At 40.3% G+C, this 15,687-nt stretch carries 15 protein-coding genes; all 15 read right to left on the reverse strand.

The window, feature by feature from the left end:
* Window positions 1-156: 156 nt before the first annotated feature.
* On the reverse strand, window positions 157-2,589 hold the full coding sequence (locus ADH31_RS04805; RefSeq protein WP_049503787.1) for an ATP-dependent Clp protease ATP-binding subunit: 2,433 nt from the start codon (window positions 2,587-2,589) through the stop codon (window positions 157-159).
* Window positions 2,590-2,595: 6 nt separating this feature from the next.
* Window positions 2,596-3,054, reverse strand: coding sequence for a CtsR family transcriptional regulator (locus tag ADH31_RS04810; protein WP_049509245.1), 459 nt, complete (start codon window positions 3,052-3,054; stop codon window positions 2,596-2,598).
* 116 nt (window positions 3,055-3,170) lie between these two features.
* Window positions 3,171-3,899, reverse strand: coding sequence for an ABC transporter ATP-binding protein (locus tag ADH31_RS04815; RefSeq protein WP_049509246.1), 729 nt, complete (start codon window positions 3,897-3,899; stop codon window positions 3,171-3,173).
* Entirely contained in the window at window positions 3,899-4,906 is a 1,008-nt protein-coding gene (locus tag ADH31_RS04820; RefSeq protein WP_049509247.1) for an ABC transporter substrate-binding protein, read from the reverse strand. The genes ADH31_RS04815 and ADH31_RS04820 overlap by 1 nt, the downstream gene beginning before the upstream one ends.
* Window positions 4,907-4,943: 37 nt before the next feature.
* On the reverse strand, window positions 4,944-5,702 hold the full coding sequence (locus ADH31_RS04825) for an ABC transporter permease (RefSeq protein ID WP_075230334.1): 759 nt from the start codon (window positions 5,700-5,702) through the stop codon (window positions 4,944-4,946).
* Complete coding sequence (locus ADH31_RS04830; protein ID WP_049509248.1) at window positions 5,665-5,955, reverse strand: thiamine-binding protein; 291 nt, start codon at window positions 5,953-5,955, stop codon at window positions 5,665-5,667. Before ADH31_RS04830 ends, ADH31_RS04825 begins: the two co-directional genes overlap by 38 nt.
* A 285-nt stretch (window positions 5,956-6,240) precedes the next feature.
* Window positions 6,241-7,773 (reverse strand): cardiolipin synthase, encoded by a 1,533-nt coding sequence (cls, locus tag ADH31_RS04835; protein WP_049509249.1) that lies wholly within the window; start codon window positions 7,771-7,773, stop codon window positions 6,241-6,243.
* 170 nt (window positions 7,774-7,943) lie between these two features.
* Window positions 7,944-8,888: a 3-oxoacyl-[acyl-carrier-protein] synthase III C-terminal domain-containing protein gene (locus tag ADH31_RS04840; RefSeq protein WP_049509257.1), complete on the reverse strand. Its 945-nt coding sequence runs from the start codon at window positions 8,886-8,888 to the stop codon at window positions 7,944-7,946.
* 14 nt (window positions 8,889-8,902) lie between these two features.
* Window positions 8,903-10,165 (reverse strand): F390 synthetase-related protein, encoded by a 1,263-nt coding sequence (locus ADH31_RS04845; protein WP_049509250.1) that lies wholly within the window; start codon window positions 10,163-10,165, stop codon window positions 8,903-8,905.
* Window positions 10,143-10,958, reverse strand: coding sequence for an MBL fold metallo-hydrolase (locus ADH31_RS04850; protein ID WP_049509251.1), 816 nt, complete (start codon window positions 10,956-10,958; stop codon window positions 10,143-10,145). The genes ADH31_RS04845 and ADH31_RS04850 overlap by 23 nt, the downstream gene beginning before the upstream one ends.
* The gene (locus ADH31_RS04855; RefSeq protein ID WP_049509258.1) at window positions 10,933-11,913 is read right to left on the reverse strand and encodes an NAD-dependent epimerase/dehydratase family protein; all 981 of its coding nucleotides are present in this window, start codon (window positions 11,911-11,913) and stop codon (window positions 10,933-10,935) included. Before ADH31_RS04855 ends, ADH31_RS04850 begins: the two co-directional genes overlap by 26 nt.
* Window positions 11,913-13,184 (reverse strand): glycosyltransferase, encoded by a 1,272-nt coding sequence (locus tag ADH31_RS04860; protein WP_049509252.1) that lies wholly within the window; start codon window positions 13,182-13,184, stop codon window positions 11,913-11,915. The genes ADH31_RS04855 and ADH31_RS04860 overlap by 1 nt, the downstream gene beginning before the upstream one ends.
* 186 nt (window positions 13,185-13,370) lie before the next feature.
* Window positions 13,371-14,522 (reverse strand): iron-containing alcohol dehydrogenase, encoded by a 1,152-nt coding sequence (locus ADH31_RS04865; protein ID WP_049509253.1) that lies wholly within the window; start codon window positions 14,520-14,522, stop codon window positions 13,371-13,373.
* A 142-nt stretch (window positions 14,523-14,664) separates the two neighbouring features.
* The gene (locus ADH31_RS04870; RefSeq protein WP_049509254.1) at window positions 14,665-15,087 is read right to left on the reverse strand and encodes an RbsD/FucU family protein; all 423 of its coding nucleotides are present in this window, start codon (window positions 15,085-15,087) and stop codon (window positions 14,665-14,667) included.
* Entirely contained in the window at window positions 15,088-15,309 is a 222-nt protein-coding gene (locus ADH31_RS04875; RefSeq protein WP_049509255.1) for a hypothetical protein, read from the reverse strand. It abuts the gene before it with no gap.
* Window positions 15,310-15,687 lie beyond the last annotated feature (378 nt).

Here is a 15,687-nt window from a genome sequence, read left to right on the forward strand (position 1 = left end):
ACGTCAGCTTCACCTTGCCGTACTCAAGTACAGCCTGCGGCTAGTTTTCTAGTTTGCTCTTTGATTTTCATTGAGTATAAATGCAAAATCCAAATGCTTATTTAAGTAACAACTTTCCAAAAAAAGGCTGAAACAATCTGTTCCAACCTCACAATTTTAAATAATCTCAAATTTCAATTGACCTGCTTTGACACCAATTTTAAGTGTCTTACCTTCTTTCAGTTCACCTGTAAGAAGGAACTCTGCAAGCTTGTCTTCTACTTCCGTTTGCAAAGTTCTACGTAGTGGACGAGCCCCCATCTCTGGATCATAACCCTTCTGAGCTAGAAGTTTAAGGGCAGATGCTTGGAGTTTCAAGTCAATGCCTTTCTCTGCCAAGCTCGCAATCAATGGTTTGACCATAATCTTAACCACTTCTTGCATATCTTGACTTGATAGGCTATGGAAGACAACTTTTTCATCAATACGGTTGATGAACTCTGGGCGGTAAGCCTTTTTCAACTCTTCAAACATCCGTTTTTCCATATTTTCCTGGTCAAAACGAATATCCTTGGCTCCAAATCCGACTGTCTTGTCATCACGAAGAGCTGTCGCACCTAGGTTTGATGTCATGATAATAATGGTATTTGAGAAATCAACCTTGCGCCCCTTGCTATCTGTAAGAACCCCATCATCCAAGACCTGCAAGAGAACATTAAAGATGTCTGGGTGAGCCTTCTCTACCTCGTCAAAGAGCAAGACTGAGTACGGTTTGTTACGAACCTTCTCGGTCAACTCTCCACCTTCTTCGTAGCCTACATAACCTGGAGGAGCTCCGTTAAGACGGCTGGCTGCGAATTTTTCCATATATTCACTCATGTCAAAGCGGATAAGAGCAGACTCATCATCAAAGAGAACTTCCGCCAAGGCCTTGGCCAACTCGGTCTTACCAACACCTGTTGGTCCTAGGAACATAAAGGAGCCAATTGGACGTTTGTTATTGCGAATACCCGATTGATTTCGGCGAATGGCACGACTGATACTAGATACAGCTTGTTCCTGTCCGATCACACGCTTATGCAGTTCAGCTTCAAGATTGAGATATTTCTTGGCATCTGTTTGGGTCAATTTTTGAACTGGAATACCTGACAAGCGACTCAAGGTGGTCAAAATATCTGATTCTGTCACCAAATCTTTATAGACTGGAACTTCCTGTTCTTTTGCAATGAGTTGAGCAGCTTGCTTCCATTTACCATCCATCAAGGCCTTATCAGCTGGTGTTAAACCTGACTCATCTTGTTTAGCGTGTTTCGATTTATTTTGCACTGTTGCAGCTGCTTCATCCAAAAGATCGATTGCTGAGTCTGGCAAATGACGACTCGTCAAATAACGATGTGCCATTTTGACAGCTGTTTCTACTGCATCGTCTGTAATTTGGACATGGTGGTGTTTCTCGTAAGTTGCTTTCAAGCCCTGCAAAATAGCCATACTATCTGCTAAACTTGGCTCTTCAATCATCACTTTTGCAAAGCGACGAGAAAGGGCTGCATCTTTTTCGATGTGCTTTTGATACTCTTCCTGAGTGGTCGCACCGACAGTTCTCAGAGTTCCACGTGCCAAGGCAGGTTTCAAGATATTGGCCGCATCCAAGGTCGAATCAATCCCACTTCCCGACCCCATAATGGTATGAAGCTCATCGATAAAGAGGATGACCTTTCCATCTTCCTCAATATCTTTGATGATATTGTTCATACGTTCTTCAAAGTCACCACGGAAACGAGTTCCCGCAACCACATTCATCAAATCAAGTTCTAAAACTCGCATCTTAGCCATTTCATCAGGTACATCCCCGTTGGCAATACGTTGAGCAAGACCAAGTGCTAGAGCTGTTTTACCGACACCTGCATCTCCAACTAGGACTGGATTATTTTTTGTCTTACGGCTCAAGATTTGAATCATACGAGAGATTTCTTGGTCGCGCCCGATGACTGGTTCCAATTTACCCGAACGAGCTTGCTCCGTAAGGTCATGCGTATAATCTTCCAAACCTCCACTTGGTGTCTGAGGCATACCCATCATATTAGCCATGGAATTTTGCTTATCCGCTACCGTACGATGACGCTGGCGAAGGGCCTTCAAATCTTCTCTAGTCCAACCAGCACGCGCTTCAAGACTTCGACGAAGTCCAGCAATCTTGACCTGATCCTTCTGATCTTCGTAAGAAAATCCCGCTTTTTCTAAAATGCGAGTAGCTAAGGCATTGCCATCATGTAAGATAGCATAAAGAACATGCTCTGTTCCCAATACCTTGGCATGTACGACAGAAGCAACGTGCTCTGCTTCCAACAACAATACCTTCAACCGGTGTGAAAAAGGCAACTCCTGATAATGTTCCTTATCGCTATACTTTGTTTCAGTCAGCTCTACAGCAACTTCCTCCAGACGATCAATCTCATATGGAAATTCGTTTAAAGTCGCCCCAGCTACACTGTAACCATGATTGGCCATAGCAATCAATAGGTGCCATGACTCTAGGTATTCTGCCCCAAAATGACTGGCGACCAGAAAGGCACTTTCTATACATTCTCTCAATGCTTTTGAATATTTCATTTAGTTCTATTTTCCTTTTCTATCTACCTCTTGTAATAACTGACGGAGCATATTGGAACGGATAAGATTGGCATCATCGCCTAAAACTCGGTCTGTCGCCATTGCTAATAATAGATTCATCTCCTGACGAGTCACCAAATCCTGCTCAAACAAGAGTCTTAAAACATCTTCAAAGATAGCTAGGCTAACTTCTTCACCTACCGAATACAGTAAATCGCGGAGCATTTCATGGTGGTTTGAGAATTCAATCCGACCAATGCGAATATAACCGCCACCTCCCCGCTTACTTTCAACTAAATAGCCTCTGCTTTCAGTAAATCGAGTCTTAATCACATAGTTGATCTGGCTAGGCACGACTTGAAAGGTATCCGCTAATTGGCTTCGTTGCAATTCAACCATACCCGACTGCTCCAAAATCGCCTTGATATAAGCTTCTATATGGTCTGATGTATTTTTAAATCTCATAGAACGCCACCTCTTTCTTTGAACCTTGACTATCTTTGACTATTATACCGAATTTTTCGATTTTTTAAAAGAAAAAGGGGCTGGTAATGAAGAATCCTCACCAACTCCCTGTCTTTCTAATTATTTAAGCCCAATTCCGCTAAGATTTGTCGTTTATAGGCAATCTTTTGAACTTCCTTGTCTTCGGTTTCAGACCAGTCGAGTTTGACTTCAGAAACAATCTGACCAGGGCGATTTTTCAAGATATAGATACGATCACTGAGATTAAGGGCCTCCTCGATACTATGCGTAATGATGAGTGTTGTCAGACCTAGCTGTTTATGAATCTCCAAATACCAGGCGTGGAGCTCCATCTTAGTCATCTCATCCAAGGCACTAAAGGCCTCATCTAGAAGAAAGAGCTTATGTCCAAAAAGATAGGTACGAAGTAAAGCAACACGCTGACGCATCCCACCACTAAGCTCATGAGGATACTTGTCCCGTATCGCCGTCAACTGAAAGGTAGCAAGGATTTCATCTGCTTTCGCAACAGCTTCTGCCTTATCCACTTTTTGAATCAAAAGGGGCAAAATGATATTGCCAAGTACCGTCTTGTGTTCCAAGAGCAGATCCTTTTGTAGCATATAGCTCACGCGCCCCTTGGGATTTTCCTCCCCATCAAGCACAATTCTACCTGACTGGACTTCCAAAATCCCTGCAATCAGGTTAAAGAGAGTAGTCTTTCCTACACCACTGGGCCCTAGGATAGAGACCACTTCACCTGAAGTTACCTGTAGGTTAATATCCTCTAAAATCTTTTCATCATCGTAGGCATAGCTTACATGTTCTAGTCTAATTTCTGTCATTATTTTACAAATTCGTTGGTAAATCCTTTATCTGTCAAGTCTTCCTTGAGGATTCCATTTTCTTTATCCCATTTGTAGAAGGCATTCCAGCGGTCCGCATCAAACTGTCCCCATTTTTCCTTGTCGCTTGCATATTCTTTTGACAAGTATTTTTGAGATTCGATGACAAAATCACGCTTATCTTTGAGTTCTGGGGCATTCTTGATGAGGATATCTGCAGCTTCTTCTGGGTGCTCCATAGCGTATTGGTAACCTTTTTTAATAGCTTGAATGACTTTACGAGCTTCTTCCTTATTATCTTTCAAATAATCATTGTTTGCGATGATAACTGGTGAATAGTAGTCAAATTCTTTAACATAGTCTTTCAAATACATAAAGTTAGCATCTACACCTTGAGATTTAGCAAGGATTCCATCCCAACCATAATAAATCCAGGCAGCATCAAAAACGCCATTGGCAATCGGTGTAATCGAGTTTGAGTCGTTGTTTGGTACTTTTTCAACCTTCTCAAAGTCTCCACCTTGAGATTCTACCAAGGTTTTCAACATCGCAAGCTCAGTTGGGTCATTCCAAGTTCCGTATTTCTTACCAACCAAGTCTTTAGGGCTATTGATATTGTCAGACTTACGAGAGATAATCCCTGATGTATTGTGCTCAACGATCGCTGCAACGGCAGTAATACCTGCCCCTTTTTCCAATTTCTTAGCCATGTAGTCTTGGAAATAGATAGCAAATGGTGCCTTGCCATTGATAACCAAGTCTGATGAGCTTTCTTCTGGTGGCAATTTCAAGTCAACGTCCACTCCAGCTTCTTTGAAATAACCTTTTTCCTTGGCTACATAAAGTCCTGTATGGTTGGTATTTGGTGTCCAGTCTAGGATAAAGTCAATTTTTTTGAGTTCTGCTTCTTTGTTATCCTTAGAAGCTGTTCCTTGGCCACAAGCCACAAGCACGACAGCTAGAAGAGCTGTTACAAGCGTTAAAAACACTTTCCATGTTTTCTTCATTTTTATTTCCTCTTTTCTTTTTCCAAAACACTCTATTTTAAGTACGTTTCCATTTAATCACATATTTTTCACTGATATCGACTAATTTCATACCCAGAAGACTGATCAGTGATACCAGAATAATAATCGCAAACATGGTATCATACTGAAACAATTTTTTAGACTGAATCATGTAAACACCTAGTCCTTCAAAGCCTCCCAACCACTCAGATACTACTGTTGTGATAAAGGCGTAGGAAACACTGACCCTAAGCCCTGCATAAAAGTAAGGCAGGCTGACAGGGATTTTAAAATGCCACAGGATTTGCCAAGGATTGGCTCGCATCAGACTAAATAAGGTCAGCATATCCTTGTCACAATGCCTAAAACCATCTAAAATACTGACGATGATAGGGAAGGTTGTCGTCAAGATAATCAAAACAATCTTGGGCAAGATTCCATAACCCAACCATAAAACTAGGATAGGGGCTATGGCAATTGTCGGTATGGTCTGAACAACCACCATCATGGGGTAAATCAGGTCATTGAGCCAACTCAGACTATCCATAAGGACGGCCATGATACAGGCAATCAAGACACCCAGCACCAAACCTAGTAAGGCTACTCTCAAGGTTGCCCAACTATGGTACCAAAGAAATTCTCTATCACGAACAAAAGACTGGAGGATTTCAAGTGGCGTCGGTAGGATGAACTTTGGTAAGAGTTTTAAGAATCCCGCCACCTGCCAAAGAGACAAGACACCCAAAAATCCCAGCAGACTAATATGCCGTCTCATTATACTTTTCAAGTTTCTCATCGATGCTTAAAATCTCTCCTACATTTATTTTCACATTGGCAAAAACATTGTCTGCTCCTTGCCCCGCCACTTCTAACGCTTCTTTGAGAATGCGTATAAGCTCATCAAACTCTCCCTCTAAGACCGTTTCAAATGGTGTCACCACCATGGTCACTTCTTGAGCTTGCAGATAAGCAATGACCTTATCAATTACAGCTATGCGGTCAATCCCCTGTGACAGGGGCAGGACTTGTAAAGCAATGCTTGCTTTCATTCAAACCTCCTTTTAATTTACAGTTTTTCTTTATAAAAAAAGAAAAACCTCTTTCATATATGAAAAAGGTGCAAAATTAGGCTAAGTATCGTTCCCTACGCTGGCATTACCCAGATCAGGTGCGGTCGAAGTTTAACACTTCCTCTCAGACTGTACACAGACTCCCATATATTATATGGACATATGATAACGCAAAACAAACAAGATGTCAAGGAAACTGCTTACAGAAAAAGAGACGGCAAACCTTCTCTTTCTCTAATTATAAAGATGAACTAGCTCTTTCAATTAAAGCATAGGGGCGAATAACTGAGCTACTTCTTTGATTAATGTTTGATACCAAGTAGGCTTGATTGTTCCAGGAAAAATTTCTTGCGATACTTCAAAAATCTCTTCAAAGTCCTTACGAATATCTGCAATCGATGGTGTTTCGTACAATAAAACTGCATTTTCATAGTGGTGAACCAAGCTGCGATAATCAAGGTTTATGGTTCCAACAACCGCAAATCGATCATCAACAATCATTTGCTTACTATGGATAAAACCAGGAGTATACTCATAGATACGTACACCAGCAGACAAAAGATCAGGGTAAGACCCTCGAGTTACTAACTGGATGAGCTTTTTATCTGGGATAAATGGAGTTATAATTCTCACATCTACACCTCGCATGGCTGCATTTTTTATATCCTCTGTCAAATCATAATCAATAATGAGATAAGGCGTGGTGATATAGACAAAATCTTCCGCTTGATTAATCAGATTTTGGTAGACGATTTTCCCTACCTTCATTTTATAGATAGGCTTAGGGCCACTTCCATACGGGATACAAAGACCGCTACCAAATCGTGTCTGATTTTCCAAATGATACTGATCAAAGTCACTGATTTCCCCACGGTTGATGTACCAGTTCATGAGAAATAGTCTGGTAAATGCTTGAGTCGCCGGACCATCAATCCGAATCCCACTATCTTTCCAGTGTCCAAAACGTTCAATCTGATTGATATATTCGTCTGCAAGATTAATCCCACCAGTATAGGCAATCTGCCCATCAATGACCAAAATCTTACGGTGGTCACGGTTATTATAGGCCACTGTCATACGAGGAATCACCTTATTAAACTTATGAGCATCAATCCCTTTAGAACGCAAATGAACGGTATAATCCCCAGGCAAGGTCACCATACAACCAATATCATCGTAGAGCATCTTGACCTCGACTCCCTGAGCAGCTTTTTCTTCAAGAATTTCAAGCATACTATCCCACATCAAACCTTCGTCAACAATGTAGTATTCTAGAAAAATAAATTTTTCAGCTCTCTTCAAATCCTCGAGCATCTGTTGCCACATTTCTTCTCCATTAGCAAAGAATTGTGAGTTTGTATGGTCATAAACCTCTGCATTACTATCCATATGTAGCAAGGCATTGATAATACCGTAGGCAGATTTATCAGTTTCTTGTAGGATCTGATGAAGACTATGCTCTCGCTTTTCATGAGATGCAATAGAACGAAGTTCCTGCAGTTGTTTGAATTCCTTTTTTGATAACCGACGCTCACCAAACATGATATAAAGTAAGGGACCAAAAACAGGGACAAAAGTGACAATCAACCAAGTCACCTTGCTCTCAGGAGACATGGAACGATTAACAATGGCTAAAACAGTTGCTACGCTGATCAAAAATACAAGAGTCACCCAAATAATTGGAGCAATCTGGCTCATGTAAAGAATGACTGCAAAAACTACAAATAATTCTATCAGAATTATCGCAATGCTAAAACCATACTTGGACATCAATAGTCGCAATTTTCTAATTCCCATAACTCCCCCTCAATTTCTAAGTCTACTCCCTAATTTAACGTCTGAAAACGCTTGTTACCTTCTAGTATACTTAGTTTATAAGAACTTAGCAAGTCTTTTCTGTTTAGGCCGATAATTCTCCAACTGAGGTGAACAATAAAAAGCAGGCCACATACATGCCTGCTCTTATATTACAATTTTAATGCCAACATATTAACCGTCATACCAGCTGCAGTTCCCATTAAGAAGATAGTATCTCCTTCCTTCACATAGCCATGATCGAGTGCATAAGCCAAACCAAAAGGTACAGCAACGGAGACCATATTTCCATAATCCGTAACGAGATTAAGGTACTTGTCTTCATCTACACCCAGTTTTCCCATGACCAAAGGAAGAGCGCGACTGGCTTGGTGGGGAATAATATAGTCTACAGCATCTTTAGAAATGCCTGATTTCTCTTGGAATTCTTGGAACATTTCTGGAATGACACGAGCAGAAAGCAAGAGGATTTTCTTGCCTTTCATATCAAACATAAAATTTGTCTTGGTCTCTTCAGAGTATTCTTTTGGTTGATATGAAGTCAAGCCTCCACGAATCTCTGTATCGTGAGCCCCCTCTGACCAAGTACGTTGAAGACTAGCGATAACTCCTTTGTCCTGACTACTTTTTTGGAAAATAAAGGCTGCTGCCCCATCACTAAAGAGTTCAAAACTTTCTTTTTGCTTTGGATTAAGACCCAAGCTACCAACTTCACTAGATACAATCAAAACACGACGGTATTCCCCAGCTTCAATCAAATGTGACATGGTTGATAAAGCAGAGATAAAACTTGTACAAGTCGTATTGATATCCATAGCTGGGATAGAGAGCCCTTTTGCCACGCGCTCATGGATCAAAGCTGCCGTACAAGGAATCGGCTGAACACCAACCGCACTAGCTGATACCAGGCAATCAATGTCTTTCATACTCAAATTTGCATTTTCAAGGGCACGCTGAATCGCTGCTTCTGCCAAATCTAGCTGTGTTTCTTCATTTTCAACCACACGATAACGGGTCTGGTCTTTAAATTTCACCGTATTTTTTGGAAGGCATACTCCATAGCCTGCGATTTCTAGATGTCTTTTTACTTCTTTCATAATCTTTTGTCCTTTCATAAACGTTGGATACGTTTGAGCTTACGACTTGTATCCCAGTGATAATCAGAAAATTGTATTTCAGCTTCTTTAAACTCTTTTTGTTGCGCCAAAAGTCGAAACTGCTCTGTAATTGCTGTTTCTACTTGCTCATCCCTTTGACTCAGACAGACTTCCACTAACTTCTCAGAATGTTGTTTGACTTGATAATCTCCAACATTCTCCACAAAGAGAATGCAACGTCTGATAAAGTCCGGATAAATCGTGACCTGACCTCCATCCTGCCCTTCAAAGTAGAAGATATCATCAGAACGCCCTTCGACCTTGTCAATCCTTGTGTAATGGGAGCCACATGGGCAAGGATTAGGATTTTCAACCAAGATATCGTTGAGCTGGTAGCGATAAACAGGCTGACTGCTCCGCTTAAAATCAGTAATGACTGGATAAAAACGTCGGTCATCCAAGTAGTTCTTTTCCACAAAGATGACGTCTTCATTAAGATGCAGATTCCCAGCCGAACAAGTACAAGCTAGAAAACCTTCAGTCGCTTGATAGACCTGGTCAATAACTGGTAGTGAAAAGGCTTCTGCGATCCGTTCTTTATCACTATCTTCCAAGATTTCAGCCACCGAAACGATTTTTTGTGGGTGAATGACTAACTCCCCAGCTTTTAGACGCTTGCTCAATTCAATCAACATAGAGGCAGGCGCCACCACGATGGTCGGTTGATAATTGTTGAGGCGCTCGATATGCTCATCTGTATTCTTGAAAATATCAAAGTATTCTAAACGAATGAGCGCCGTATTGATGGTCTGATACAGCTCATTATCTGCCCTTAGGAAAAAGGCTATACGGTGCCCAAAAAGGTGACCTTTGGGTAACATCTTTGCCAAGATAGCCGCCGCCCACATACTTCTCTCTTTTTCGGTTGTGATAAAGAGTCCCCGGTGTCCAGATGTTCCAGAAGACAGCCCAACAGCTATTTCTCCTTTGAGCTCTGTAAAATTCCTGGTCTTTTCACTTTCGATAGCCAAAGCCAAGGCCTCGTCTCGATCCACACCTTGAGTATTAAGTTCATTGAAATGCGTCATCATAAAAGCTTTATCCATATGGTCAAAGTCGTGAGGCACACCATTTTTAAAATAGGGTGATTCACGTTTTAGAAAGTCCATATAGGCATCTAATTGCTTTTTCTGATAGCTTTCTAAGGCTTCTCGAGATTTAAAGTTATGAAGCCAACGAGTTTGGATAAAGGTTTTAAGAAAGGTTATTTTTTTCATACAAAATCCGCTCAATCCTTTCTATAGGGTCATGGCTGACAAGCGCTTCTATACCATCATTTAACACCTCTTCCAGCAACTCTGTTCCTTTGATATAGTCAGCCTTACTATCTTGAACCAAGGAAGGAATCAGATGCATCTGTTTCGTATAGGGTAAGAGGTCAATTCCCCAACAAAGATCCGCTGCGATAAAGAGATGATAATCTGGAATAAAGAGACAGGCCTGACCCTTAGCATGCCCATCAATAGAAGCTACCAGGATACTTCCGTCTCCAAAAAGATCATTGGTGGAACGATAATTGAAGTTGGAATTTTGCTGATCTGCCTTGATGACTGTCAATCTTCCCTCGAAGTCACTCGGCAAAAATTCTTTAAAAATTAAATCTTTTAGTTTGGGTTTCTTATAAACATCATACACTTCCTGGGTTAGAATAAAGGTTGCATTCGGAAAGAAGCTAGCCCCTCCTAAATGATCTGGATGTAGATGAGACAGCAGGACATAATTAATTTCTTCTGGCTTGATTCCTTTAGCTTTCAGCAGGTGCGAAATCTGATCCTGCTCTGTCATTTGAACAGGCGTCCCTAGACGATAGAAGCCGTAACGAAGTTTCCTCTTAATATCATAGTGATAGCCAGTATCATATAGCAAATATCCTTTATCCCTGTGTTTGATCAAAAAGACACCTGCAGGGAAAGTCATCTTTCTATTCTTGACACCCTTGAATAGTAAACCGGCATAACTCGTACAATATCCCGCTGGGAAATACTCAATGCTTTCGATAATCTTGGACATATTGTTCAATCCCTTCTGAAATACTAATTTTCGGACGATACCCCAATTCCCTCTCAGCCTTGCTAATATCCAGTGTTTGACTATAGCGAAGCAAGTAATAGGTATATCGTGTTAAAAGCGGCTCCCCTTTCAGATTCAAGGACTTGTAAAGAAACTCTAAACTACTTGCAATTCCCGATAAGAGAGCTGCTGGAATTTTTCTATACCTGATTGGGTAGCCCAAACCTACCAAACTTTCCTCTAGCAAATCTCTAAAAGCCCTCGGTTCACCATTAGTAATGTTATAGACCTCACCTTTTGCTTCTGGGACTTCTAAGGCTAAACGGATTGCGAGAGCAACATTTTCCACGCAAGTCATGTCCATGAGCTGACGCCCATCTCCAATTAAAGGAATACCAATTTTTTGACTAAGATTGATCACCCGTGGCAAGATACTAGTATCTCCAATCCCAAAAAGCCCCCGAGGTCTCAAGATAATACTAGGAACATCTGGATAATCTTTAAAGAGTTTCTCTGAAGCCAATTTGCTACGGATATAATTATTGAGATTATTTCCCTCTGGAGCATCACTTTCTTTGATCCCTAGTTGATCTTTTGGAGCAGCATAGATGCTTGGTGAGGAAACATAGACTAAACGCTGAATACCTGTTTGGCGACATGCCTCGAGAACATATTTGGTTCCTAAAACATTGGCCTGATAAAAATCTTCCCAGGGACCCCAAACTGTTGACAGAGCTCCCGCATGAACGACCATATCCATCCCCTTGCAAGCTTCTACTACATCCTCAGCTTTGGTCAGATCTCCCTGAAAAAAACTAACCGAAGAATTCTCTAAAGAGCGACCAACCTGACTATTTCTACCAAAGGCTCTTACTTGATAACCATGTTCTACTAGTTCTTCTACTACATATTTACCCAAGAAACCAGTGGCTCCTGTAACTAATACTTTTTTCATCATTCTTTCTCCTTATCTGCTAACAGACGGTGGATTTCGCTTTCCAAAATTTCTGTTGGATGATAGGATTGTGCAGCCTGGCGGAGATTCTCCAATTCTGGCCAATTTTCTTTAGCTATTAATTTTTCAAAGGCCTGCCCAATCTCCTTGCTATTATCTCTTTTAGCTGTAAAAGCAACACCCGCTTCCACACCACGAACGGCATAATCAAATTGGTCGTAGTCATGAGGCAAAATCAAAGCTGGTTTACCATAAATGATACACTGATAAAAAATCCCAGCTCCACCATGATGAATCACATAATCCATCTGAGGAATGTATTCCTTGTAAGGAAGATAAGAAACAAGGGACAGATTCTCCATCAGATTCTCACACTTGAAAGGTTGTCCACCAACTCCACGAGTCACAAAAAAGTGAAAATCAGGATGCGCTTTGGCTAGTTGCTTCGCTTGAAAGATTAGATTATCTTTGGCCCATGCCAGTTGTGTCCCACAAGTTACCAAAACCTTTTTTCGATTAGGGAAAGCCGATAAATCTAATGGATAATCCTCTCCAGCCTCAACAGAAGCTCCAGAAGGCCCTACCCAGCGATAGTGCTCTGGAAATCCTTTCTTCAACTCCACTTCTTTCATCCCAACACCTAAGATAGAATAGGGAGAATAAATAGTTTCTTGACCTTTCCGATTGTAAAGTTTAAAATGATAACGCCTTAAGCGGTCTCGTAATAAAAAAGTTACTATCCGTTTCCCCAAATGAGTTATTTTTCTTGCAAGAAACTGTTGTAAAACCTGCCAGCTATTCTGGGGAGTCCCCATTCCTCCAAAGAAACAAGGAGGTCCATCTGTCGTTTCAATCGCAAACTGGGTCGCCATAGTTGTTATCCACGGAATCCCCATCTGCTCAGCTACAAGTCCACCCGATAGTGTGATAAAGTCCACTATGACAATATCCGGACGATAATTTGTCCATTCTTGGATTAATTGGTCCGAAACTAGATTTATCAAATCAAGACTAGCAGACAACTGCCGATAGGCTGAAAAAATTCCTAACTGCTCCTTATTGTTAGCAGCTTTTTCAAATTCCTTTACGTGTCCTTCTAAAATGGGAAGAACCTGAAAACCAACCGCCTCTGCAACAGCCTTTTTCTGAGGACCTGTAAATAAACGAATTTCATACTGAGGATTTTGTAATAGTGGTGCAAGTAAATTCAAAGTAGGATAGAGATGCCCACTTAAGGGAAGAACCACTACATCGATTTTGATTTTCTTCATAATCCTAGCATATCAAATTTTCCAAAAAAGAACTATCACAAGGATAGTTCTTCTTAAATATTATTGGTTTTAAATCATAGGAATAGTATTTGGTTTCCTAATACATTATTTGAATATTCGGGAGGAATTCCTAATGTAAGAATCTTAAATTTACAATCCCTAAAAAATTTTCCAAAGGAGCTTTGCTTAGAACAATTCCTTATAGAAAGCAATAGTTTCTTCCAAAGTTGGCATGAATGGATTACCTGGTGCACAAGCATCAATCAAGGCATTCTTAGAAAGGTATTCAAAGTCAAAGTCTTTTTCTTCGATACCAAGTTCTGTCAATTTCTTAGGAATACCGACAGTTTCAGAAAGTTTTTCAATTTCAGAAATAGCATAAGCCGCACATTCTTCATCTGATTTTCCTTCGATTTGCATACCCAAGGCCTTAGCAACATTACGGAAGGCTACAGGTACACGTTTGGCATTTTCACGCTCAACGACTGGCAAAAGCATAGCACAGCAAACGCCATGAGGCAAGTTATAGACAGCACCCAATTGGTGAGCCATTGAGTGAACATAGCCGAGTCCAGCATTGTTAAAGCTCATTCCTCCAAGGAAGATAGCATTAACCATACCTTCACGAGCTTCGATGTCGTGTCCGTTTTCTACTGCACGTGGAAGATATTCTTTGATCAGCTCGATAGCTCCGATAGAGAGTTTCTTAGTCACATTATAAGCACCTGGTGTTACCAAAGCTTCAACAGCGTGAGTAAGAGCATCCATACCAGTAGCAGCAGTCAAAGCTTGAGGTTTTGAAACCATCAATTCAGGGTCATTAACAGAGATAAGAGCAAGACTGTTCTTATCAACCATTACCATTTTAACCTTACGTTCTTCATCAGTGATAACGTAGTTGATAGTAATTTCTGCTGATGTACCTGCAGTAGTATTGATCGCTACAACAGGAAGGCCTTTTTTAGCAGACTTATGCAAACCTTCATAATCCTGTGGCTTACCGCCATTAGTAGCGATTACAGAAATACAGCTAGCTGCATCCTGTGGAGAGCCACCACCGACAGAGATGATAAAGTCACAGTTATGCTCTTTCAAAGCAGCGACCCCATCCATGACATTTTTACAAGTAGGGTTCGGTTCAACATCACTAAAGATAACATAAGCAATTCCTTCATCATCTAAAGGTTTTAAAATTTTTGGCAAGATATCACTTGATTCAATATACTTATCTGTCACTAAAAGAGCCTTAGTATAGCCCAACTCCTTAACATAAGGACCAACTTCATTTACCACACCTTTACCAATAAGGTTGACTGCTGGAACGTAAAATGTTGCCATATTTTTTCCTCCTTGCGTTTTTCACGCTTTATATTTAGGTTAATTATATAATATATTTCCTATATTTCCAAATATTTGTGATTTTTTTAACAAACAAATCGCAAAGGAAGGGAGTGGGAAGCCCCACATCCCCCTTATTTTTTTACAAAACGCCTTTTTTCAGGATAATATTTCCATAAAGAGCACTTTCTCCAGTTTGAATCACTAAATAAGCTTTCTCTGCCTGATCGTAAAATTCAAAACGTTCAAACTCTTTGATAGATGCACCTGTATGATACTTTCCAAGTAAGGCTTTATATTCATCCCAAATAACTGGAATTGTTGGATCTCCTGGTACAACCTGCATAAGGCCTGCTTGATAGTCACTGTATGTATCGAGAGGTAGTAGTTGCAAGATAGCATCCAAGATCACAGGAACTCCATGACCATCACAACGAACAACACGTTGTCCGATCCTGTGAGCTGGGAAATTAGCATCAGCTATGACTAGCTCATCTTCATGTCCCATCTCCATTAGATACTTAACTAGCTCTGGGCTAATAATTTTAGGAATATTCTTTAACATTTACTCCACCTTCTCTACTAATGACTTGAAAAACTGTTGACTAGTTTCGACATCATCCAAATCTTCTACGGAATAACTTTTCAGTAATTCTGATTGTCGAATGAGATTTTGTGCTTCCTCTCTTGATTGAACAATTCCCAAAGTCAACAATTGAGACAAAACATTTATGCGAGATTCTTTGGTAAGACTATAATTAAAACTAAAGTATATAATTCCTTTCATACTAAAACGAGTATTTAACAAGATACATATTTTTTCCTTATATAAAAATCACCGATTCAACCCATTATGATTGAATCGGTGATATATTTTATTTCTTACTAAAATTTTATGTTCCTAATACAGTTAATGACTATTCAAGAGTTAATAATAATACGACAAAAATAGGGTCCATAATTCAAAAAGTTGTTTTATCCACTGCTAAAATATCAAAAAGGAGAGGACCCGATTAAACTCTTTCAAATTGAATTTTTTTCATCATTCTACAGCAGTTGACACAATGAAAAAAGATTTATAATAAATAAAAAAAGAACAACTAGTGTTCTTACTCTTGTAACATCAATCGGGAAGACAGGATTCGAACCTGCGACACCTTGGTCC

This window comes from Streptococcus pseudopneumoniae, from assembly GCF_001072375.1.
In the GTDB taxonomy this organism is placed as follows: domain Bacteria; phylum Bacillota; class Bacilli; order Lactobacillales; family Streptococcaceae; genus Streptococcus; species Streptococcus pseudopneumoniae_L.